Annotated in this window: 16 protein-coding genes; 13 read left to right on the top strand and 3 right to left on the bottom strand. The window is 46.3% G+C overall.

The genetic code is table 11. The annotated features are described in order from the left end of the window. Positions 1-25: 25 nt before the first annotated feature. On the bottom strand, positions 26-1,093 hold the full coding sequence (locus LSG31_RS02980) for a YeiH family protein (protein ID WP_347437924.1): 1,068 nt from the start codon (positions 1,091-1,093) through the stop codon (positions 26-28). Between the two features lie 314 nt (positions 1,094-1,407). Between LSG31_RS02980 and LSG31_RS02975 the strand changes: the two genes are divergently transcribed. From LSG31_RS02975 to LSG31_RS02950, 6 genes are all read left to right on the top strand, one after another. Beyond that, entirely contained in the window at positions 1,408-2,907 is a 1,500-nt protein-coding gene (locus tag LSG31_RS02975; RefSeq protein ID WP_347437923.1) for a TIGR02677 family protein, read from the top strand. Positions 2,908-2,909: 2 nt separating this feature from the next. After that, a complete protein-coding gene (locus LSG31_RS02970) occupies positions 2,910-4,130 on the top strand; it encodes a TIGR02678 family protein (RefSeq protein WP_347439429.1) in 1,221 nt (406 codons plus the stop codon). A gap of 1 nt (position 4,131) precedes the next feature. Then, positions 4,132-8,265: a TIGR02680 family protein gene (locus LSG31_RS02965; RefSeq protein WP_347437922.1), complete on the top strand. Its 4,134-nt coding sequence runs from the start codon at positions 4,132-4,134 to the stop codon at positions 8,263-8,265. 41 nt (positions 8,266-8,306) lie between these two features. Continuing rightward, complete coding sequence (locus tag LSG31_RS02960) at positions 8,307-9,806, top strand: TIGR02679 domain-containing protein (RefSeq protein ID WP_347437921.1); 1,500 nt, start codon at positions 8,307-8,309, stop codon at positions 9,804-9,806. Between the two features lie 108 nt (positions 9,807-9,914). Beyond that, positions 9,915-11,213, top strand: a complete 1,299-nt coding sequence (locus LSG31_RS02955) for an IS110 family RNA-guided transposase (protein WP_347437920.1) — start codon at positions 9,915-9,917, stop codon at positions 11,211-11,213. A 516-nt stretch (positions 11,214-11,729) separates the two neighbouring features. Beyond that, entirely contained in the window at positions 11,730-12,647 is a 918-nt protein-coding gene (locus tag LSG31_RS02950; protein WP_347437919.1) for a hypothetical protein, read from the top strand. A 120-nt stretch (positions 12,648-12,767) separates the two neighbouring features. Here the strand turns inward: LSG31_RS02950 and LSG31_RS02945 are convergent, their stop codons facing one another. Then, positions 12,768-13,562, bottom strand: a complete 795-nt coding sequence (locus tag LSG31_RS02945) for an exodeoxyribonuclease III (protein ID WP_347437918.1) — start codon at positions 13,560-13,562, stop codon at positions 12,768-12,770. Between the two features lie 211 nt (positions 13,563-13,773). Here LSG31_RS02945 and LSG31_RS02940 point away from each other — a divergent pair, with 211 nt between their 5' ends. The 5 genes from LSG31_RS02940 to LSG31_RS02920 all read left to right on the top strand — a co-directional run bounded on the left by LSG31_RS02940 (position 13,774) and on the right by LSG31_RS02920 (position 21,398). Beyond that, entirely contained in the window at positions 13,774-15,465 is a 1,692-nt protein-coding gene (locus LSG31_RS02940; protein WP_347437917.1) for a Wadjet anti-phage system protein JetA family protein, read from the top strand. A gap of 83 nt (positions 15,466-15,548) precedes the next feature. After that, positions 15,549-16,250, top strand: a complete 702-nt coding sequence (locus tag LSG31_RS02935; protein ID WP_347437916.1) for a DUF4194 domain-containing protein — start codon at positions 15,549-15,551, stop codon at positions 16,248-16,250. Beyond that, on the top strand, positions 16,247-19,663 hold the full coding sequence (locus tag LSG31_RS02930) for an ATP-binding protein (RefSeq protein WP_347437915.1): 3,417 nt from the start codon (positions 16,247-16,249) through the stop codon (positions 19,661-19,663). The genes LSG31_RS02935 and LSG31_RS02930 overlap by 4 nt, the downstream gene beginning before the upstream one ends. A 1-nt stretch (position 19,664) precedes the next feature. Next, a complete protein-coding gene (locus LSG31_RS02925) occupies positions 19,665-21,119 on the top strand; it encodes a Wadjet anti-phage system protein JetD domain-containing protein (protein ID WP_347437914.1) in 1,455 nt (484 codons plus the stop codon). A 42-nt stretch (positions 21,120-21,161) separates the two neighbouring features. Continuing rightward, complete coding sequence (locus tag LSG31_RS02920) at positions 21,162-21,398, top strand: hypothetical protein (RefSeq protein WP_347437913.1); 237 nt, start codon at positions 21,162-21,164, stop codon at positions 21,396-21,398. 76 nt (positions 21,399-21,474) lie between these two features. Here LSG31_RS02920 and LSG31_RS02915 read toward each other — a convergent pair whose 3' ends face one another. Next, the gene (locus LSG31_RS02915) at positions 21,475-22,947 is read right to left on the bottom strand and encodes a protein adenylyltransferase SelO (protein WP_347437912.1); all 1,473 of its coding nucleotides are present in this window, start codon (positions 22,945-22,947) and stop codon (positions 21,475-21,477) included. Between the two features lie 91 nt (positions 22,948-23,038). Between LSG31_RS02915 and LSG31_RS02910 the strand changes: the two genes are divergently transcribed. Together LSG31_RS02910 and LSG31_RS02905 are read left to right on the top strand one after the other, a co-directional pair. Continuing rightward, positions 23,039-23,539 carry a hypothetical protein gene (locus tag LSG31_RS02910; protein WP_347437911.1) on the top strand — a complete coding sequence of 167 codons (501 nt, stop codon included), beginning with the start codon at positions 23,039-23,041 and terminating at the stop codon, positions 23,537-23,539. 904 nt (positions 23,540-24,443) lie between these two features. After that, the gene (locus LSG31_RS02905; RefSeq protein ID WP_347437910.1) at positions 24,444-24,866 is read left to right on the top strand and encodes a hypothetical protein; all 423 of its coding nucleotides are present in this window, start codon (positions 24,444-24,446) and stop codon (positions 24,864-24,866) included. The last annotated feature ends 15 nt before the right edge of the window (positions 24,867-24,881 follow it).

Genomic DNA, 24,881 nt, shown 5'->3' with positions numbered 1-24,881 from the left:
TATATTCCTCTTTTCGGTAGGATAATCAAACAGTGAAAAAGGTAAACGTCGACAAAAGTATCGAGGTAATCGTCATCGCAATGAGTGGTCGCAGTGCCTTTGAACGCAAGTCTTTGAAACTTACGTTTAACCCCAGTCCAACCATTGCCATAGTCAATACAAAGTTAGTGACGATCGCGATGTCATTCATGACTACTGCAGAAAGAAAAATGTATTTTCCAAGAACGTAGCTACCCACAAGGCTCATTAAAATAAACCCAATGAGAAACCACGGGAATTCAATTTTTGCAGCTTCCGACTCCCCTTTACCTTTGTATTTCATCCAAGCTACAAGGATAAAGCTGAGAGGAACCAGCAAGAATACACGCCCCAGTTTAGCCAACAGCGCAATGGCTAAAGCGTTCTGACCAGCAGGAGCCGCAGCTAATGCGACATGGGCGATTTCGTGAAGACTAACGCCAGACCAAATTCCATAATTTGTTGGCGAGAGTCCAAGAAAAGGCCGAATGACAGTGTACACAATGGCAAACACCGTACCCATCAGTGCGATAATACCCGCACCAATTGCTGTGTCCTCTTCTTTCGCTCTCAGAATCGGAGAAACAGCAGCAATGGCAGCCGCTCCGCATACGCCCGTCCCAATGCCAAGGAGGAACGATAAAGATTTATCAGCTTTGAACAATTTTGCAATGAGCACCGTCACGGTTATGGCAAAAACAATCGTTCCTGTATCACGTACCAACAGCCACAATCCTTGATGCAAAATTACGTCGATGTTCAACTTCAAGCCAAACAAAACGATGGCATATCGCAATAATTTTTTTGCTGAAAATTGTATTCCCAGACGAATCGACTCTGGATAACCAGCAACCTGTCTGTACGCTACTGCGATAAGGATTGCACAAGCGAGTTGTCCTACCCGGTCAAATATCGAAAGTTTTGACAATCCTAAACCCAAAAGTGCAATGACAAATGTAAAAGCAATTCCCCCCAGCCAAAGCCACCGTGATAGCCTTCCTTTACTGAAATCTGAACGATCTTTTTCGGCTTTTCCTGGCTTACATTGTACTAGTACAGATGAGTTCTGTTTCATTCTCACACCCCCATGTTGAATACATAGAAAGCATAGCCCGTTATGTTTGATAAGTAAAATAGATAATTGGAATCATGATAATAATTTTTTATTATTATATTGTCTGCAAATTATCTGAAGGGATAAGTAGAAATTCGGTGAAATATATATTTAAATTCCTTTATAGGTAAAATTTGTATTTTTATGCCTGTATTCCGATTAAATGGTCCATCCTAATACCATAATTTAATGTGGTGTGGATGGTGTTTATCGTGCCGGAAATCTATTATAGTAATCAAGAGATAGATTCGATAGTTTTGCAGAGGATGAGTGCGGTGAATCGAAAGCAAGTAAAAGAACTGTGGACAAAGCCGGTACCCGAGACAAAGTATCTGAATGCGGACAATGTGGCAAGGTACCGATTGATTCTTCGTTATTTCTATGAAAATCACAGCAAATTGAAATATTGGTTGAAGGTTGAAGAAGTACATGAAGGTGTCATGAATTGGGAGTTATTGTCTGGTTATACGTTGGAACAATGTCAACGGGACTTGGAAGTGCTGACAGAATGGAAAAATCTGAACAGCCGTCATGACGGTGGACGGGCAACAACGATTGAAGAATATTTGCGCAAACGCTACCGGTATCAGATTACTCCCTATACGATTGAGATCGAACGCATGTTGGAAAGTCTCGAAAACATTCAAGGGTATGGGGGATCACTGGAACCGACGTTACTGGAGCGATTGTCGGGATATGTCAGGCAAATTCGGGATACAGACGATTGGAAAGACGGAGAAGCGTTGCTGTTATGGAACGATTTGCAGCTTGCCTTCCGTCAGTTGCATGAGAATGCATCCGACTATCTTGCGAGTCTGCAAACAGGCAAAGCGGAAGAGTTGATGCTGACAGATCAGTTTCTGGTCTTTAAGGACACATTGACACACTATTTACGCAATTTTATCGTCGTATTGCAGCGTACGGGCGGGCAACTGGAAGCGGTGCTGCGTGAGACGGAAGCTGACGTTTGGAATCGTTTTGTACAAAAAGTTGTTGCAGATGAAGCCAGACTGCCTTCATTGGAAGAGATGATACCGGACGAAGAACGGTTTGAACGGCATATGGAGGAATGGTCGATATTTGTGCATTGGTTCACAGGCAAGGACATGGAACAAAGCGATGTAGTATTTCTGGAGCGTGCAACCAAAGACAGCATCGCCAAGATGGTGAAAGCCGCGCTTGCGATTCAAGAAAAACACCGTTTCGGAATCAGCCGAAAAAGGGAATTGGATTATCTGGGCCAATGGTTTTTGCGTCTCGATGAGCTGACAGATGCCGAGCGGCTGTTTGCACATACGTACGGACTGTACAAAACAAGACATTTTCAAGGGGAGGGCGAACGGACATCTGACTCCGCTGATATGTCGATGTGGGATGAAGTGCCAATCATCCGTGAATTGAGATCACGCAGCCGCGTGCATAGGAAAACGGGTGGCACAGAAGCGATCCGGGATCGAAAAGAACAGCAACAAAAAGCTAAGCAGGCATTTCTCGCAGAAAAATCACTGGAGAACGATATTTTGCAAAAGTGGTTGCGGTTGGGGACGTTCAAGGTAAGTGAATTGGAGCGATTGACAAGCTTGGAACGTAAATTTCTTTTGTTCTGGATCAGTCGTTGTATCGCCAATCGTTCACGTACGACGCGGACGCCGGATGGTCTGGAAATCGTCTTGCAAGTTCCGGGTGATGGAAAAAGGGCATATTTGACTTGCGAAGACGGGACGCTCGAAATGCCCGATTTTGGCTTTGTCGTAAAAGAGGTGAGTGGTAAGTGAGAATGCGTAGAAGGGGCAGGGTTCGTCAACAGGAACAACTGCAAGCGGAATTTCGACAGGCGGCCCAGGCACTCCTGAATAGACATTGGATCAGGAAAGAAAAGGATCCGGAGTTGTATTTGGCAGTCAAACATCAGTATGAACGGTTGCGAGATTGGTTTCATGAACACGCGGGTTTTAGCCTGATTGTGACACGGACATTTGTTAAATTGGAAAAAATCCCAGGGTCGTTTCAGCCGTGGATGCGAATTGACTCATTCCACAGTCCTCGTGATTACGCATTGTTCACATACGGTCTTTGGTACATGGAGGGACGGAACGAGTCGGAACAATTTTTGTTATCCGAAATGGTGGATGCCATTCGTGATCACCTTCTATCGTCAGAAGTATATTTGGATTGGACCTTGTATGAGCATCGCCTATCGATGGCAAGGGCGTTAAAAAAATTACGGGAACTGGATGTGTTGGTCGTGGTGGAAGGTGAAGAAACCGATTGGGCGCGTGAAGGTGGCGACCAAAACGTATTGTATGAAGCATCCCCGTTGGCTCGCTACGTATTGCGACGTTTTCCAAAAGAATTGATGGCTTATGATTCGATGGAGGAATTGATTGCGCCAACGGTTGCGCTGCCTGAAGCGGAATATGCAACTTTATCAGCGGGAAATTCGGATGTCCAAGCACGGCGGCAAACGATTTTCCGCAGACTGATGCAAGAGCCGGTCGTTTATGACTGGCAGTGGACGGATGAAGAAAAACGTTACGTACAGATCCAACGTTCGTGGTTGATTGATCAGATGCGAACCATGTTTGGCTTGGAAGGCCGGCGCTTTCGCGAAGGGTTGGTATTTACGTGGACAGAACTTACTGGGGAGATGGATTTGTTCCCGACGCTTGGCAGTGAGTCGGATCTGATGATGCTGCTCGCTGGTGAAATACGCCGAATGTTATTCAAAACGCCAGGATTCTTTGAACAAGATGAATGCGGCAATTTGCTGCTGACGCGTACAGATTTTGAAGGGGTTTTAAGCCGGTTGAAGGGATTCCATGGTGAATACTGGAGCAAGGCGTATCGTGAAAAAACTACAAGTTCCTTGGCGGACGAGCTGTTGCAACACCTGGCAGAATGGAATTTCGGAAACGTCGATGATCCGCATACGATTCGATTGTATCCGGCATTCATGCGATGGAACGGTATTTATAATTGGAAAGGAGCGAATGAGTAAAATGCAATTCAATAGATGGTGCATGAATCGTGCGGGTATTTTTAATTTTTGGTATTACCATGCGGATGAAGTCTTCCATTTGTCAGATGGCCGGTTGATTTTCCGCGGTACTAACGGATCTGGAAAATCGGTTACGATGCAGAGTTTTTTGCCGTTGGTGCTTGATGGCGACAAACGTCCGTCACGACTGGACCCGTTTGGTTCCAAGGATCGAAAAATCGAATTTTATTTACTCGGTGAATCGGAAAGCGGAATCCAGGATCGGACTGGATATTTGTATCTGGAGTTTCATCAGCCTGTGACCGATAAATACCTGACAGTCGGGATTGGCTTGCGTGCCAGACGTGGAGCGGCACAAGTCGGCTTCTGGGGATTTGCGGTTACAGACCAACGCCGGATCGGCAAGGATATCTTCCTATATGATGTGGATCTGTTTGAGAAACATGGGCAAAAAGTGCCTTTAGACCGGACCGGATTGGAAGTTGTGATCGGAGACGGAGGAAAAGTCGTCCGCGAACAGGGAGAATACCGTCAGCTCATAAATAAATTGTTATTCGGATTTTCCGATCCGGAAGCATACAAAGAACTTTTGGATTTGATGATCCAGTTGCGTTCCCCCAAGCTGTCCAAAGATTTCAAACCGTCAACCATTTACGGGATCCTTAATGATGCATTGCCGCCGTTGAGCGAAGAAGAGCTGCGTCCGCTTTCGGAAGTGCTCGAAGATATGGATGAGATCAGTGACCGCTTGGATGAATTGAGCCTGCACCGCTCAGAAGCGCAAAAGTTGGCAGACAGCTATGATCAGTATAATGAATATCGCTTATTCAATCAGTCTGTGCTGCTGCTGCAGGAAGAAGAATTGCGCAAACAGAAAGCTGTAGAGGTATCGGAGCAAGAACAGGCGTGGAACCGCCTGATGGAGCAATACGAACAAAACAGCAATGCGCTGAATGAAGCCAATGAGCAACTCATGGCGACCGAGACAGAAATCGAGCTGCTGAATCGTTCGGAGGCAATGGAAAAGCAACATGAGCTTAAGGCGATGCAAGAACGACTGCAAGAAACACAACAGGGACTGAATCAAACAAACGCAAGATTACGGGCCGGGCAACAGGAGAAAGACAAAAAAGAAAATCGTTTGCTGGACGTCACCCAGCAGTTGGAACAGCAATTGCCGGAGCAGCAAACACTGCAACGAGAGTTGGACGATCTCGCGAAAGATGTGGAATTTTACGATCATGATCTATACGAACGTCAGTGGAAGCGGTTGGATGAGGCCGTGCCCGAGCAGGTGTGGGCGAGTTGGCGGCGGGATCTGGCGGTGTATCGCGAACAATTGAAACATGTATTGCAGGAATGTGTGAAGGAACGTGATCTTGCTGCGAAGATGAAAGACGCAGAAACCAGCATGAGCGTTGCGCGGGAAAAACGGGATGCGGCGGAACGGACAGTCCGTGCAAAAGAAGAGGCACTGCAGACAGCGATCATCGCCCACGAAGATCGGTTGCTTGCCTGGTTCAAGAGCCTGCAACGTTTGCCGGTAGCGGAAGAAGCGTTTCACACCATGCTGCAGCGCTTGCAAAGATATCCGGAGTTGGCTTACGAAGAAATTGTAGAACCTTGCAAAAAATCGGAACAATGGGCCCAAGCCGAACTCACCGCGCAACGATTGCAGGCAGAGCATGAATGTAAACTGAAACGAGAAAACTTGAATCAACTGCAAGTGGAGTTGCAAGCTTGGAAAGAGCAAAGGGAACCGGAACCGGAGCGCAGTGAGGCAAGAAAAAACGCCCGCAAGCGTCGCATGGAATCGAGTAACAATGTTGGAGGACCGCTGTATGCATTGTGTGAATTCAAGCCCCATGTCGGTGAGCGGACAAAGGCTGTATTGGAAACTGCCTTACACCATGCTGGACTATTGGATGCCTGGATATCCCCTGACGCGATTGAGATATTGGATCAGGAAGAGGAATCCTGGCTTCGGCCATCGCCAGTACTGTATGGACATACATTGGCCGACTATCTGGAACCTACCCCAAGCGCGGAATGTGGTCTGACAAAGTGTCACATCGATGACGTGCTGCGAACGATTCAAGTAGGTGAAGAAATGACCACGGGAGCTTCGATTACTGAATCAGGCTCATTTCATTTAGGACCTCTGTCCGGACAAGTCGCTGGCAAGGAGCGGGCTGAATGGATCGGTGCCGAAGCGCGCAGACAGACGAGGTTGGCTGCGATTCAGAAACTGGAAGAGAATATAAAAATCCTGTCAGACGAGATGGATTCCCTTCTTTTGCATATTCAGGACCTGCAGGTACAATCGGAGCAAATCCGTGCAGAACTGCTCGCTTTACCGCCTGAAGATGAGTTGCGATCTGTATACAAGATGCTGCAGGAAGCAAAAGCTTTTTATGAGCATGCACAAAAAATTGAAGCGGATTGCAGTGTGGCATATAAGGAAGCCACGCACAATTGGCGTGAACAGCAACGGGTGGTACTTGAAAAAACAGCCAAATGGTCGCGATTAAAGAGAGAAAAAGACTTTCAGGATGCCCTCGAAATCCTGCAAGACTATGAACGTTTGGGCAACAGTTTGAAATCTACACTTGTGATTCTTGGAAGAATGCGTGTGGAAGCGGAACAACTCCAAGAAGAATTGGAAGAAGTATCGGAACGTATCCGGATGGAACAGGAACAGTTGGAACACTTGCAGGAACGCGAAAAACAGCAACAAGCTTCCGCTCATGCATTGACAAAATTGGTGCAAGAGTTGGGGCTCTATGATGTGTATGAACGTTTGCAGGCATTGCAAAGCAGGAAGGCAGAATGGAAGCAGACGATTGATGATTGCAATGCAAAGCTCCGTACTTTGGAAAGCGAGCGTGGAGCCACAGGGGAAAAATTGCAACAAAAACGCAGTGAACTGGAACAGAAGGAGCAGGATTTGCAGGACGGTTTGCAAATATGGCGTACCGAATGGAACCTGCAGCTTGTCGGATTTGAACTGGATCATCCGATCAAGAAAACGGCAGATGATATGGAATCTATGCAAGCATGTTTGAAAACAGCCCAAGCGATCCGTGTCCTTTTCCGTTCCCGTTATGAATCCCGCAAGATCCAACAGTTGGAGTACCATTTGCAAGATGCATTCACATTGGCAAAAAATGCGTTGCTCGATTATTCGCTGGAACAACGGTATGATTCCATATACAACCGGATCCTAATCGAATCGCTGCGGGATCGCAATCAGCCATGGACACCGCGGATGCTTTTGCGTGAGCTGGTACGGCTGGAAGAACAGCAGAAGTTGCTGATCGATGAAAAGGACCGGGAACTGTATGAACAGATCCTGATTCATAGTGTGGGCCGTGCGATCAAGGATAAAATCAATCGTGCGGAACAATGGGTGCGGGTAATGAATCAATTCATGGAAAGCAGAAAAACGTCCAGCGGACTTGTCCTATCATTGGATTGGAAGCCGAAAGCGGCACACAACGAACGGGAACTGGATACGGAACAACTGGTCAGGCTGTTGCGCAAACATCCGAGTACATTATTGGACGAAGAGATTGAGCAAATGGTGGAACATTTTCGTTCCCGTATTCAATGGGCGAAGGAAGATGCGGCGGAAGGTGAAGGACTCCGCAGGTGGATCCAGGAACTGCTCGATTATCGCAACTGGTTTGCCTTTACCCTGTATGTTCGCAAAGGCAGCCAATCTTGGCGCGAGTTGACCGACTCCCGCTTTAATACCATGAGTGGTGGGGAACGGGCGATGGCAATGTATATTCCATTGTTCGCAGCGACGGATTCACGTTATAAAGATTCGAGCCCTGATGCTCCCCGTATCATTACATTGGATGAAGCGTTTGCCGGTGTCGACGATGAAAATATGCGCGATATGTTCCAATTGCTGACCGAGATGCAATTCGATTATATGATGACGAGCCAGGTCTTATGGGGATGTTATGATACGGTGCCGTCATTGTCCATTTATGAAATTTACCGTCCACAGGATGTAGATTTTGTCACGTTGATTCCTTACTACTGGAATGGTGTTCAGAGACGATTGATGGGCGATCAAGATTGGGAAGCGCTGAACGAAGTTGCTGCAGCTCGAGAGGAAGAATGAAGCTGCAGGGATCTGGCAGGATGAGTAATGGAGGGGGCGATGTGTCTGGTTACGCAAATTCTCCTGATTCGTTAAAGGCGTGGTCAAAGGCGGATTTGTTAACGGAATGTAAAGAATATATTGGGCAGGTTGGATTTCGCCGGATGTGGATGCTGGTTTGCAAAAAATATGAAAGTTATGGGCGGATTGCCGGCTCGATCCGTTTGACCCAGCTTGGCGAGGAGGAACGGCAAGCACTCGAAGGTTTGTTTGCCGTCAATTTGTATGGTGCATCAGAGTTTCGCTTCCGGATGACGGATTTGGAACAGGCACTGCAGCAAACCCACTTTCAAGTTTCCACCGTCGATTGTTTGCGTCTTTTGTGTGGAGAGAATTGGTCGACTCGACAGGAACAACTGGACGAAGAACAGAAAAATTGGGAACAGTTCTGTAATTGGGCAATCGAAATCTTACATTTCGAGGCTTCAAATGGTGAAGTATGCCAAAGAGCGAATCCTGAAGCAATCGAAAAATGGATCAGACAATTACAGAGCGGGACTGGTTATGGGTATCGCACATTCTTGGAGATTTATCAGGAATATCGTGAAAAAAATGACAGCCCGAATCTGCGAACGACGATTTCGGCATTGCTGGCATTACCGGCAAAAGGTGAACGATTGCCGATATTTGCCGCAAGGACAACCGGTGATCCCCATCGATTGGATCGTAATACATTGTCTGGCAGATTGTTTTACTGGGGGATGCTTGCGTGGTTTGAATCGTGGCAGTCGAATCCGGAATTGACACGGTATGCGTCGAATGTGAAATGGGATCGTACAAATAGTACAGCAATAAATATTGACACAATGGATAACGCTGAACGATTAGCACCGGACGAAAGCTTAAAGGGCACAGATGCTGTTGACGATTCGGAAAATGTGGAAGATATGTCACATGCTGAATGGACCCGGGAACAGTATGCTTTGTCCGGAATTATACTGGATGATATCAGTTCGATCGTCTGGGTTGCAGGAATCAAAAAGTTTGAGGGAATGCCCATTGCTTTGCCATTAGCTGCAGTTGAACGATTGGAAGCAGAAGATCTTTCAGACAGGCCGAACATTATGGTTGTAGAAAATCCATCTATTTTTGGTACGATGATTGATTTAATCGCAGGCCGACCAGATCGAAAGGCACATCTATTGATCTGCACAAGCGGTCAACCATCTCTAGCCGCATTACGGTTATTGGATAAAATGACATATGCAAATGATCAGCCCCGAATTTATTATAGTGGAGATTTTGATGTAAAAGGGTTATCCATGGCGGTCGGGTTGATGAAGAGATATGGGAGTCAATTGATTCCATGGCGTATGGATACAGAAACGTATCTATCAGCTGTTCGAAATGACAACCCAAATTTCACGGAAAACGAGCATAAACTTTTGAATCAGTTGGACATTCCCTGGGATGAACAGCTTTTGCAAACGATGAAAGAAACCGGCAGGAAAGTGTTTCAGGAACAGGTCTTGGACCGATTGGTGCAAGACTTTCTAGTATGAGCAATTCCTGTAATGAAGTAATTTAAGCTTTGAACGAAAAAAGCACCTCTTGTATACTAGGAAACGTTCGACGCAGAACAATACCTACATACGAAAAGAGGCGCTCACATGAAGTATAAGACGAAGCAGAAACAGAATCAACGGATTACAAGAATTACCGAGAAAACATTGGTGGTTGGAGCTGACATCGCAAAGAAGATACACGTAGCTCGAGCTGTGGATTTCCGTGGAATTGAGCTTGGGAAGGACTGTGTATTTCACAACGACCAGGAAGGGCTGACGAAGCTGGCAGCGTGGATGAAGGAGCTTGGCCGAATTCATGAGAAAACAGACATTATATTCGGCATTGAACCGACTGGACACTACTGGTTCCCGTTAGCGGCGTTTTTGAAGGAGCAAGGCATTCAGGTTGTTGTTGTCAATCCGCATCATGTGAACAAGAGCAAGGAGCTCGAGGACAACTCACAGACCAAAAGCGACTACAAGGATGCAAAAGTCATTGCCGACCTCATTCGGAATGGAAAGTACTCAGAACCTAACTTACCGACCAAGGAATACGCAGAATTACGCATTCTGATGAATCTTCGCGAGAAGGTCATGGTGAGCTTGATTCAAGTGAAAACACGGATCACAAACTGGTTTGACCGCTACTTTCCAGAGTATCCACAGGTATTTAAGGACTGGGAAGGGAAAGCGTCCCTCATGACCATGCGTCAGTTTCCAACTCCAGAGGAGATTGTCTCCGTAGGCGCCAGAGGCGTTCTCTCACATTGGAAGACGGAAATCAAGCGTGGGGTGGGCATTAAGAGAGCGGAGCAGCTCTATGCGACCGCAACGGCTTCCATCGGGCTTACCGAGGGACTGGCAGCGGCTCGAATCGAGCTGACTATCTTGCTGCAGCAGTACGATCTGTATGGCAAGCAGGAAGAAACCATTATGGCGCAAGTCTTGCAGATTCTTGAGAAGATCCCCGGAACTCGGCAGATGCTGAGCATCCCAGGGGTTGGTGTTCTGACCGTCGCCGGTTTCCTAGCGGAGGTTGGCGATCTCAACAACTATGATCACGGACAGCAAATCATCCGCTTGGCTGGACTGAATTTGACTGAGAATAGTTCTGGAAAACGGAAGGGGAAAACGGGGATCAGCAAGCGGGGTCGTTCTCGATTAAGAGGCATCTTGTTTCGCGCCATGCTACCGATGGTGGCCAAAAACGAAGAATTTAAAGAGCTGCACAAGTATTACACGACACGTAGTCAGAATCCGTTAAAAAAGAAGCAGTCGATCATCGCCTTATGTGGAAAACTGGTTCGCGTACTTTATACATTGGGGACAAAGCAGAAAGAGTATAACGCAAACGATGTACTGGGGCCAGTCCGACAAGCCCAGCTACAACAAAGTGCAGCATAAAATAAAAAATAGAACACGTATCAACAGCTTAGTATCTGGTTTTTAATAAATGAAATATCCACAACTGGATATTTCACAAATTCAACATTATCAACAAACTGAAAACTCGATTATTCAGATGTGCACAACTTTGACAACGGAAGCACCGGAGAAGCCGAAGGATTTTATCCATAAGGGCAACGACCCAGTCGAGGAGCAAGAATCGGCCTCCACCCCTTGAGAGGTAGAACGAAGGAATGTAAGGGCATAGACCCAGCGTGACATGGGAGGGTAAACCCCGAGGGAGAACGTGGAGATCCACTGTGCGATCATACCATTTTATCCACAGTTTGGAAAACAATGATTTCAAGCTTATTCCTGCCACCGGCCTTTACAGAAAAATATGGGTTCTATGCAATCTTTCACCAACACTCTCTAGGTGTCAAAGTTGTAAAACTAAGAATGAGCGAGAAAACAGGAGAAAACATTACTTTATAGTGGGAGATTCCACAACAGGATTTGGGTGAATTGTTCCATATGCTGCTCAAGGAATCCAAACATCCTCAGCTTGACGGATGGCCGGATTGGCAATTGTCTTTACTGAAAAGTGCATCCAGTTTGGCTGTAACCGCTGAATTGCGAAGAGAATGGGAAGAACATACTTCTCAATTTAGTTCCGGACAACAGGAAGGATCTTGGAGCGGAAATTACTTTGCGGAGCGTTTGGCCATGATTCGTTACCAGTTCATTCAAGAGTATGGGAGCCGGAAACAAGCGGGAAAATTTCTGACAAGCAATCTTCATTTTTCTGGTTTTCGGGAATTGGCAATACGGAACGCACTAAAGAAACGGCAATATGATGAAGCCATCAGACTAGCCGAAGAAGGTGAAGCACAGGATCTAGCCAAAGGTCTGCGCGGTCTGGTAACGAAATGGAAAGGACTTCGGTATGAAGCCTGCCGACGGTCTGGGAAAATGGAATTGCAGCAGCAAATCGGTAAGGAACTTGTGCTCGAAGGAGACTTCTCCTATTATAAACCGCTTAAAGACAGCTATCCGGCAGAAGAATGGCAGGCTGTTTATCAAAGCATGCTGCAGAAAATGGAAAATAACGGTTGGCATAGTGCTATTTATACTAGGATTCTTGTAGAGGAGCGTGAAACGGAGCGGCTCTTGGAATATGTGAAAAAACAACCTGCCAGAATTGAACAATTTTATCCGCACCTGATTCGGCAATTTCCTACTGAAGTGAAGAAGCTGTTTCAATTGCATATTGAATCCACAGCTGAACACGCGAATACGAGAAAGCACTATCAGGATGTTTGCCGGATCATTCGAATGCTGCAAAAAGCGGGCGGGCAAGCGGAGGCTTTGCAAATTACAAATATGCTGCTTGCCAAATATCCCAGGAAACCAGCTTTCCGGGAAGAACTGATGAAACTGAACTATCGATAACCGTTCATGTGCAAAGTTTTTTCTGGCAAGGGTTTTTGTTTACGCGAGGACAGGAGTCGATACTGTTGCAGTGACTTACGCTCATTCATCGCGTTCAGCCTTATATCGACGGAGCGTATCCTATCCGATTGTGTCCCGTGGAAGGAAAAGGGATTCGTTAAAATTGGCCAATTCCAGCACAACGGGGCAGTGATCGCTCCCCAATACGTTGGAATCAATTCGTGCGTCGACAATGAAGGGACGCAGTCTCGTTGAAACGAGAAAATAATCGATTCGCCATCCGACGTTCCGCTCTCTCACCTTCGGCATATTCGACCACCAAGAGTAGGCATCGGTTCGTTCAGGATAAAGATATCTGAAGGAATCCGTGAAGCCGGAGTCCAGGAGCAGACTCATCTTTTCCCGTTCTTCCTCGGTAAAGCCGGAATTGCCGCGATTCCCCTTCGCATTCTTGAGGTCGATCTCCTGGTGCGCAACATTCAAATCACCGCAAATGATAACGGGTTTCCGATCGTCAAGCTGCAGAAGAAAGTTTCGAAACCGATCTTCCCATTCCAGTCTATATGCAAGTCTTGACAGATCACGCTTAGCATTGGGAGTGTATACATTAACAAGATAGAAGGAGTCAAACTCAAGAGTAATAATCCGCCCCTCGGGTTCTGTCTCCTCTTCCAGGCCATAACGTACCGAAAGCGGCTGAATCTTCGTAAATACGGCAGTCCCGGAATATCCCTTCTTCAGGGCGTAATTCCAGTACTGCCTATATTCCTCGCCAAGCTCCAGGCTAATTTGCCCTTCTTGCAGTTTCGTCTCCTGAAGGCAGAATATATCTGCCCCGATATGGTTGAAATACTCGTGAAATCCTTTATTTACGCAGGATCTCAAACCATTGACATTCCAAGATACCAGATTCATCGACACGATCCCCTTACTGCTTACAAGATGTTCTATCCCAGTTTAGCATAAATCGCTATACTCGGCCGATTATTCTCTTAGGATGCGATCGATTCTTTGGTGCTTTTAGTTGTTTTATCATTTAGCAAAAACCCGAGTTTGAAAAAGCTAGTTTTTGGAAAGACTAATTGCATGAAAAAAGTTGCTGGAAGTTGAGAGAGGCAAACAACAAATGCGATACGTCTCCTATATCACAAGTCATCGCTCTGCTATGCGTATCCGTCGCATATCCGGCTTTACAGATGCGCGGTTCGATATGGAAGTCGGCTCTATTTCTTCCGTGTCACCAATTCCATCCACTTCATGTACAGATATTGCCCAATCAGGTACTATAAATATAATATTATCTGATAGGGTGAAACGAGTGCAAGGCTTATTCGAAATAGTAGGAGATTCGTTTTTTTCGATTTTGTCCTCCAAAAATAAACATATATATTTTCGTGCCTTGATGGTTCTGCGGGAATGCTATCAGGGTAATTTGCGTTTCAAAAGAGGAGACTTGGCAGCGTATCTGGTCGATCATATGGTTGCAGATTTAATGGAATTACAAGATGAGCAGGTTGAGGTTTCGATAGATAATTCTTTCATTCGTCAGCAACCGGACAATTTGTATGGGAATAACGAATTGACGGGAATGGAAGGGGAACAAACGTTATCTGGTCAAGCACACGCATTAATTCGAAGATTACTAGAGTGCAAGTGGTTGACATCCGTTCCTGACGAAAATTCTCTTGACGAGCTCTTGATTGTACCTGATTATGCGATTTTGGTGCTGGATGTGCTTCATAGTATTGTCCACCCGATCGACAAGCCATACAACTCGTTTGTATATAGCACATATTCGGTTTTGCGGACGGCGAATGAAGAACGAGATTATATGTTTCCGGCGCTGCAAAGTGCATATGATCATACGCAGGATTTGCTGGCTAGCTTGCGGGCTTTGCTGCATAACATCCACAAATTCTATCAAAGTTTACAGGAACGACAGGACATACGTGGATTATTGGAGGAGCATTTCGATGAATACCAAGTGCTTGTGGCGGCAAAAACGTATCATCCATTGAAAACAGTCGATAGCGTGCACCGGTTCCGGCCCCGGATTCTTTCTCTATTGCGCGAATGGCTGCAGGATAGTGAAGTGCTTGATTTGCTTGTACAATCCATGCGGACACATCGCAGCGGAATACAAGATGATACGGCCCGTTATGAGATCATCCGGATGATCCAGTTCATTCTAGACAGTTTTGAAACGATGGATTCTTTTCTGCATGAAATCGATCGCCGAAATAGCGCATACAGTCGAGCTTCGGTTGAACGCATTCAATATTTGCTCAATTCGGATCGAAATACGAAAGGTAAGCTTGTGGAGCTTTTAAAACATTTGCCCAAGTTGCAAGATACTGAGCAGATGTCCACATCAAGCATCTTGCCCGAGATGGAGAAACTGCCTATTTTCCGGGTAGAATATACGGATTCTTATGGACTATTCACAGAGCCGACACGTCGGCAACGTGGAAAAACGCAACCGCTGAAAACGAAGGACAAAGTACCGGACGTGCTTTTTGCTGCTGAAGCGGACGAATTGATCGAACGGGCTAAATCACTGTTCTCCAATGAACATATTATCGAGTTTATCCTTTCGCAAATGCCAGCAGAAGGCATCTTGGAGGCTCACGCATTAACAATCGATGAAGTGGAAGATTTTTTGCGGACGATGGTTGCGGTCATCAAGGCAGATGAATCGGATATCCCGTATAGCCTTGCATGGGACGATGAAGCGGATGCGGTGATCGTAAATGGTTATAGAATCCCGGCATTGACATTCAAGCGATTAATTGGGGAAAAATCACATCATTCGTTGTGAAAGAGTTTTAATGAGTCTTACTAGTAATTTTATTGCCTTTTGCAACAATTTTATGAGCAACCTGCTGGAATGGGGGCACATCAGTGGATTGGCAAAGAGAATATGAAGCATTGTCAGATCGGGATAGAGAACAATTTTCGCGACTCCTAAGCATATTGTTTGATCAAACATTCTTGGTGCGAGACGTATGGGATGCAAAAGAGGGACGGTTGACAGGCAGTCGCGAGTATAGGTTTGCTGAGAGGGTCAAGCCGATGCTTGATGCGTATCTCAGTGTCAGCGGATGGGCACTGCAGGTAGATAGCCTGCGGGGCGTGATGGCATTGTACAACAGATTTGGACGAAACAGGAAAAATGCGGACAAACTCACAACATATATTCTATATGTTTTGCGGCTTATTTACGATGAACAACTGGAGCAAGTATCAGGCCGCAGAGAAATTGTCATCTGGCTGCGTGATGTATACGAAAAACTGCGGGCATTCGGGTTTATCGAGAAGAAATTGGCGGTGACACGGTTGCAAGCTGCTTTCATGAAGCTGCGAAAATTATCGATCATGGAAAGAATTGACGGTGAAGGATTTCAGCCGGATAGTCGCTGGATTGTCTATCCGACGATTCGCATGTTGGTGTCTGATGAGCGAATCAGTCAACTGTATGAAATGCTGGATCAAGGGAAATTTGACGATCCAGAAGAAGAGTTAATGGATCTTGAAGAAGATTTGGACGTCGAAGTGCAAGATCGGATCGCATCGATCGATGAGAAGGAAGGTGAGATGGAATGAAACGATTGGAAAAGCTTGTTCTCATCAATTGGCACTACATCGTACATGAAGTGCTGAACCTTCAGCAGATTACGTTTCTTACCGGCAAGAATGGGGCTGGGAAGTCAACGATTCTCGATGCTTTACAGATGCTCATATTGGGAGACACGAGCGGCCATTTTTTCAATAAAGCGGCAAATGATAACTCGCGCCGCAGTTTAAAGGGATATTTGTTCGGGGAAGTAGCGGATGCGGAAGACAGTGGAATTGTGTACTTACGGGCCGATGAAACATTTTCCAGTTACGTTGTGGCGGAATTTTACGATACGGTAAAAAAGAAACATTTATGCATGGGGATCATATTTGATTGTGATCCTGATGGAACCTATAACCATCGGTTCTTTTCGCTGCTTGATGAATTGCCTTCTTTTCATTTCATTCGTGAGGAAACACCGCTCAGTATTCAGGAGCTGCGGCAATGGGGCAGTAAAAAAGGCAAGGGCAAATTTGAACTCTATGAAACCAATAAACGATACCAGGACATGTTCCGCAGCCACATGGGCAACATTGGGGAAAAGTTTTTTCGACTCTTTCGAAAGGCGGTACCCTTTTCGCCGATTATGGATGTTGCAGGGTTTATATCGGAGTTCGTTTGTGATGTCGAGCATCGATTGGATATTGAAGATATGCGTGAAAATATCCGGCATTACCGACGAATGGAAGACGAACTGCGCCATGTTCGCAAAAAAGTCGATGCACTTACACAGATCGGGCAGCAAGCGGAATCCTTGTCAACCGTAGAGGAAAGGCTGCAAGTGTATCAATACCTTGTCGATCGTGCAAAAGTCGTTGAAATTGAAACTCAATTAGAGCAGTTGGAGCATGAAGTATTGACAAGCAAACATAGGCTGTCGGAGCTTCACCAAGAGATCAAGCGCCATGAAGAACGTCAAATAGATCTTCAAAATCTACGAGATACATGGCGAGATGAACGTGTGCAATCGGATATTTTTGTGAAACAGCAGAGTTTGGAAAATAAAAAACAACTGTTGCATGCTGAATTTGTTTCCATTTTTCAATCGATTCAACGGCAAGAGCGAATGTTGCTAGACCTTTCCGCACGCTGGTCGGCCGTGGCAGCGGGTGTTAAACAAGCATTATCATGGGAGCAATGGATAACTGGCGATACCCAGGATGATTTATCTGCTGACATCCAGGCCGCAAGCAGTCGCATCGGCCAAGCGATGCAGATGCTTCGTAAACCAGTCGATCTCTCTGGTGTAAGTCTGAACACTTTCGACCCTACAAGTTGTGAACTAAATGTAGATGAGTTCGCAGATGTACAACTCCTGCTTGCAAATGCTGCGAATTCGCTCGGGACAATCCATAGAAAAATTGCAGATGAACTGGCTCGGTTAAATCAGGAGCAGGCAGAACTAAAGGCTGTCATTGCAGAATTAAAAAAGGGCATCAAACCGTATGATAGAAAAGTTACAGAACTGCAGCGGGCGATCATGACAAGCTTACGCACGAAAACGGGTGCCGACATACCTGTCACAATCTTTGCCGAGGCGTTGGAGATCCCTGATCCAACTTGGCACAGAGCCATTGAAGGCTATTTGCATACACAACGGTTTTATCTCTTGGTACCGCCGGAATATTTTCAGTTGGCATTGGAAGTGTATGATTCCGTTAAACGCGAGCAGCACATCTACGATGTCGGCATTGTCGATATAGGGCGTATCCTTGAACAGAAACCGGAGCGTCTATCGGGCAGTCTCGCTGAGGAGATTGAAACAGAAGATGCTTTTGCACGCGTGTATGCCGACTTTTTGTTAGGCCGGGTAATGAAAGTTGAGAAAATCGAGCAGCTGCGCAACCATCGGACAGCTGTTACGGCGGACGGCATGCTCTATCAAAATTATGTCGCGCGCCAAATGGATCCAAAACGTTGGGAGAATCTGTTTATCGGGAAACGGGCGTTGGCACAGCAGTTGGAGCTGAAATCTGCCCGACTGGCAGTGGTTGAGGAATTGGTGGAAATGTGGTCGCCGCGCGTGCAATCTGCCGCAAAGTGGGCAAGTATGACACCACCGTCTGAAGGGGATCTTCGCGACGTTGGAGATGCGCAGAGGGAATTAATTCGGGTTCCTGTACTGCAGACCGAACTCCGTCAAGTATTGCATGATTTAGGTTCACTCGATTTGTCATATTTATTGGATTTGGATGATAAAATTCGAGATTGTGAAAAACAGATCAAACAAGTGGAGCAACAGAAAGAACATGCGATAAGTGAAAAAACCAAATTGGAAATCAAGTTGGATCAATTGGAAGGCGAGCGGCGAAGGAAATTGGAAATGGATCGCAATGAGGCTGCGAAAAACATTGAAGACTCCTTTACTGGAGCTTTCGTAATGGAAAAGGGTGAACCGAGATTCCAACAAGAAATGCAGCGGCTCGGATCGCCGACGACCATTCTTTTCAATTTCGGACGGCAAATGCAAGTGGATCGCAATCGCAAAGACACTTTGTGGACAGAGCTTGTAAAGCTGCGCGCGGATTTCAATCGAGATTTTCAGGCAGGGTTTGATATTCAGCGTGCAGACAATGAAGCATATCAAACCGAGTTGCAGCGCCTTATTGACTCTCAACTGACTGAGTATGAAGAGAAGATCAGGCAGGCCAAAGAACGTGCCCAAATTCAGTTTCAAGAGGACTTTGTCAGCAAGCTGCAAAGCAACATCTATACCGTGGAAAGCCAAATCCGTGAATTAAATGCGGCTTTAAAAGGCATCTCGTTCGGTCGGGATCAATATCGCTTCCAAATCACACCGAATGCTCAATATCTCCGGTTTTACCAGATGATCATGGACGAGCTCTTAATGGAAGGGTATGGACTCTTTTCACAAAGCTTTCAAGAAAAACATGGTGAAGTAGTAGAAGAATTGTTCCGCAATATTATCGATGTGGACGAGACAGATCCATACGCCATGACAGAACTCGAAAAAAATCTGGAGAAGTTCACGGATTATCGGACATATCTCAACTTCGATTTAATCGTGAAAGACGAAGAAGGGCGTGAGTCGCGGTTGTCGCGTGTCATTGCCAAAAAGTCTGGCGGTGAGACGCAAACCCCGTTTTATATCTCGGTACTGGCATCCTTCATGCAATTATATCGGGTGGGACGGCCAGGAACAGACAATACGTTACGGCTGATCGTGTTTGATGAAGCATATAGCAAGATGGACCACCAGCGTATTCGCGAGAGTATTCGATTGATTCATGATCTCGGCCTGCAGGTCATATTATCGGCACCAACAGAGAAATTGGCAGATATTGCCCCGCTTGTCGATCGGACATTGATCGTAACACGTATTCAAAGCCAAACGAAAGTATTGGAGTTTGATATGGCGAAAGAAAAGGTGAGTGTGTAAGATGTCGCAAGCTGGAAGTGATTATGCGCTTACGATATTACACAAATTGCTGGATAAATATGAATCGAGTACGGCATTTGTACGCGGGGAACGGACAGCAAGACGGATCCAATTAGCGATGACAGACGCTGTCGTTCCCAAGTACAAATCAGGAGGCATGGATGCAGACGAACGCCGGGAACTTCATCGGGGGCTGCAAGAGTGGGCGAAGGAAGGAATCGTAGAACTGGAATGGGGCCGTTTTGAAGTCGGCAATATGCTTGCCCGCGTCCTGCTTTGTTGGGAAGGGATTGATTCAGCTTATCGTCTGCTCGGACGGAGGCCAAAAGCGGATGAACTCGAAACAGTTCGCAAGGAGCTGTTACAGTTGATTGATCGATTCGGGAACTTGCTGCCGTCGTGGATACAGGCATGGATAGCCGACGTCAAGTCCTATATGGATCGGAATCAGTCGATACCAGGGTCTCTGATCCCTGTACAACAAGACAAACGTTCATTGCTCTTGAAAACACTCGCCGGAATCGTCGACAAGGGGGACGAGGTGCTGCCGATGCGTCTGTTTTCCAAACGGTATTTAAAGTCCAGTAAAGCGTTCGAAACGCAAGTCCGTTCCAGAATCGTCAGTTTGCTGCGCCATTATTGGGAGTATACGGCTTTTCCAAGAGATCTGCATATTGCTGAAAATACGGTTGAATTGGACGCGTATTTGCTTTCGGAGATTGGCATAGCAGTTTCACATGAAGACATCGCTTTTTGCGGACCGATCGTTTTTGGAGTTTGGGGCGAATCTCTTCGAAACGAATCACTTCAATGGGGAAATGGCAAGAGTCCGATTGAATCCAGTCTCAACCGGAAGTTTGATTGCTTGGAACTTTCTATTGACATGAATTTAAAGTTGGATTGTGCTGATTTTCCTTTTGGCTTGGCTTTGGATACGGAGGTAATCGATCATTTGCAGATCATTGCCCTGCCGATCAGTCGAATTGTAACGATTGAAAACCGAACCAATTATCGCCACTATATCCGACATGAACGAAAGCAGGACGAGCTCGTGATTTATCTCGGTGGTTTCCCAAGTCCCGGTAAACGGCGTTTTCTGCGTAAATTGGCAGAGTTTACACAAGTGCAAGTGGAAGAATCTAAGCAAGTGCAAATGGAAATTTCGATTCAAAATGATAGACAAAATCCAGTGTTTCTTCATTGGGGTGATCTCGATTATGGAGGCATATTGATTTTTCAGACACTCCGAGATTCCGTTTGGCCGCATGTGCATCCCTGGAGGATGGAACCGCAGTGGGTCGATGACTTGATTGAGTTTGTCGAACCTTTTGACGAAGAGTACCGAGTTCGATTGGAAGGATTATTGGCGAATCCACACTATGAAATATGGCAACGGCTGATCCGGAAGCTGCTCGAAGTTGGGGGCACTTTGGAGCAAGAAGCCTTTTTGGTTTAGAAGAAACGAACAATTTACAGCGATAGGAAGAATTGCGATCAAATGGCAAACGCACAGATTCATCCATTGTTGACTCATTTGCTAACAGGGAAGGATCTTGAAAGTATGCCGGTACAGTTTAAGTGTTGCAGATTGTATCGGCAGGCAAAATATGAGAGTAATAAGTACGATGAGATAGTTGAAATTTCAAAAATCATCCCGAAAGGAGTGTCGGTTGAAGAAGATGGTGTACATTTTGAAGTTGCGGGTCAAACGGAAATTTGTGCAGGAATAAAATAAGGGCACATCGCATGCCTTTTTCGGTAAATAAATCGTGGAGCTTTTTATAATTGAATGTTGTTCATGTGTTTCTAAATCAGGTACCACAAAAGGTCCGGTAAGGTTGGCCTGTTCGTTCAGGTAGTGCTGCGTATTCGGCTTGTTCAGGAGAGTGCGCATAGGGGCTCGACAGCACATCCAGCAGTCTCTTCATCACACTGATGTCTCCTCTCTCCGCAGCTTCTAGAGCCTCTTCTACTCGGTGATTGCGTGGGATTACCGCCGGATTGCTCTTGCGCATCAACTCATGTGAGGAAGCTTTGAGTTCCTTTTGCCTGTTCCGTCTGATCTGCCACTGCTCATGCCACTGTTTAAATTCAGTGGAGTCAAACAGGACGGTATCATCCAAATTTTCAAAAGTTAATGCAAGGAAGGTATTCGTGTAGTCAGCGCCATATTTCTGCATCAACTGGAGCAGATTTTTTATAAGGGTTTCATCCTGCGCATCTTCATCAAAGATTCCGAGTTTCGCTCTCATTCCAGCAAGCCAATGACTGTAATACAACTTACTAAAATTTGATATTGCATCCTCGGCGATTTTGACAGCCCGTTCCTCGTTATCATGTAGCAACGGCAATAAGTTTTCGGCCAATCTTGCGAGATTCCACGCGGCAATATACGGTTGATTGCCAAAGGCGTAACGGCCTTGACGGTCAATGGAACTGAACACAGTTTTCGGATCATATGTATCCATGAAGGCGCAAGGACCGTAGTCAATTGTTTCCCCGCTAAGCGCCATGTTGTCGGTGTTCATTACTCCATGAATAAAACCAACGAGCTGCCACTTGGCAATCAGTGAGGCCTGTTTTTTAATCACTTCCTGAAGCAGGGCAAGATAGCGATTCTCCTCGGCGTAAACTTCTGGAAAATGTCTTTGTAGTGTGTAATCCGCGAGTAAACGGAGATCCTCCGGTTTGCACCATTTTGCTACATATTGAAAAGTACCAACGCGCAGATGACTAGCGGCCACGCGAGTCAAAACGGCGCCTGTCAATTCGTTTTGGCGGAATACGGACTCACCTGTTGTCACGACTGCCAGGCTGCGGGTAGTAGGAATGGTAAGCGCATGCATTGCTTCGCTAATAATGTATTCACGTAGCATCGGCCCAAGCGCCGCTCGACCATCACCTCCACGAGAGTATGGTGTTCTGCCTGAACCCTTAAGCTGAATATCAAATCGTTCGCCATCAGGAGTCAGCTGTTCTCCGAGCAGAACTGCACGGCCGTCCCCTAGCATCGTAAAATGCCCGAATTGATGTCCTGCATAAGCTTGAGCAAGCGGAGAAGCGCCTTCGGGAACTTGATTGCCGGCAAACACCGCGACGCCATCCTTGCTTTCCAGAGCTTGAACGTCCAAACCCAGGGATCCTGAAAGCGATTTATTAAGAATAATCAACTTCGGTGAGCTTACAGGAGTTGGATTGATTGTCGTAAAAAAGGATTTCGGCAAACGAGCATAACTGTTGTCAAAGTTCCATCCCGCCTCTACCTTAACAATATTCTCTTTCATTATATCTCCCTTTCTCTGTGCCTGTATCAACAAACATTACCCCAGTTAGGGTTTACTTGTATGCTATTTCATTATTCCATATGTGGGTACGTTGCTTATCATCGATAGCCTGTTCTACTGGATGGGATTCTCCCTTCTTGCGATACCGTTTCAGCTTCGGCATGGACTTGCTCCAGAAATGGTAGCTGAATCCGCCGATGGCTTGCTTCATTTCCCGGAACGTGCATTCGATCTTGAAACGGTATCCGTATCACTCGATGATGTCCGTCGCCGCCAAGTTAAGATCGGTGCTCACAAGAATGGACAGGAAGTAGCGATCCAAGAGCAGGATTGCTTTCCCGAACGCCTGGGCGGCTACAAATCCCTGATCGATCATCTGCACAACATGGGAGTCCTGTCGCTCAGCTGGATGTTCCCAGCCGAAGATGGATTTCACACCATCCTGCAAGTTCATGAATTACGGGAGGCAGAACCACTTCCGAGGTGTCCCCATAAGGATGCCGATGGCGCCAAACAGATGGCCAAAGATATATGCGGCTTTTCGGGAAAAGCAAGCTCGGAACGCAGACAAAACTTCATTCATAAATGTTAGCATCGTATGGTCAATCGCCACGAAATCGGGTAAACTAGCAAGTGTAACCCTTTCAGCGATCTGATCTCCTTTCTGGCTTGAGAACCTTAAGGATATCACGAGATCGCCTGATTGGGTTATTTTTCTGTGCGCGCTGTTCTCGCCACAACCTGAGCGGAAACGCTCAATAAAAGCGAGCGATTGCCTCCGGCAATCGAATTCTGTATTCAAATAGGCAGGGGAAGTACCTGCTTAGAACGAAGGTTGGCGTTCCTACCCTAAGCCCCGCGACATGCGGTCAAGTTCTCTCTTGTCCCGTATGAGAGCTCGCTGAGGACGGCGAAACACGAGCCTGAGATGGCAAGTAAAGTAGACGGGGGGTCATGGAATTCTATGGTTAGAATGTGTCCATCGACACCGACGAATCTCTGAGTGTACGGCTCGAAAGAACCAGTGACAACAAAATGAAGTTGCACGCCCCTGATAAGGGGCTCAGTCATCGGGACGGTAATAGAAAATGCCGACCACGATCTCTATCCCATAAAGGATAGAAGTCCTGCATCCCCCAACCCTGGATAAAAGGACGGCTGGCGGGCTATAAGAGAGACCTAAGGGAATCCTACAAGACTAGAATACAGGAAACAGCGGAACCCTGAAAGAGGATGTCAAGGAGAGAGAACTCTAATGCTTCTAAGCAGAAGGAAATGGCTGCCGCATTCAGGGGACATCAGCCCGTAGTAGTGATGACTGGTCGCCGTTAGTCACTACGCATAGCGATATGCGAAGGAGGAGAAAACGACCCCGAGCGAAGGGGCATAGTCATGACTGAAGTTTTTTTTTTACATGAATCATTCAACCGTTAGGGAAGCCGCTGCGCATACCTGACTCAACCCAAAGTAAAATCCTCTACAAGGGGGGTGATGCTTTGGCTCAACCATCTAACTTATCTGAACACAAGAATCTATCATCCGAAATCGATCTGAGAAATCTGCTGGATTTCCTGTATATCGAAACCAAAGCCGCCCTGAATCGGGGAGGAAAACCCCGGTTCAAAGGACTGCTGGAATACATGAAATCGGAAATAACCATTCTCACCGCCATTCATAACATCAAGAGCAACAAAGGCAGCGAAACACCGGGCAGCGACGGGGAAACGATGCGCGAGCATATTCTGGAAAAGGACTACCCCGAGATCATTGCACGGGTACAAGCCAGCCTAACCAGACACGAACCGCATCCCATTCGGAGGAAGTATATCCCGAAACCCGGAAAATCGGAGAAACGCCCGCTGGGGATTCCGACGGTTTATTCATACTGCACACTCCTCAAATATGTTTTGGATTTGTAGTGAAAAAAGAATTAG

Origin of the sequence: Fodinisporobacter ferrooxydans, from assembly GCF_022818495.1 — a bacterium.
GTDB classification, from domain to species: domain Bacteria; phylum Bacillota; class Bacilli; order Tumebacillales; family MYW30-H2; genus Fodinisporobacter; species Fodinisporobacter ferrooxydans.
The sequence above is the reverse complement of the archived record's forward strand: the minus strand, read 5'-3'. Positions and strand labels throughout refer to the sequence as shown.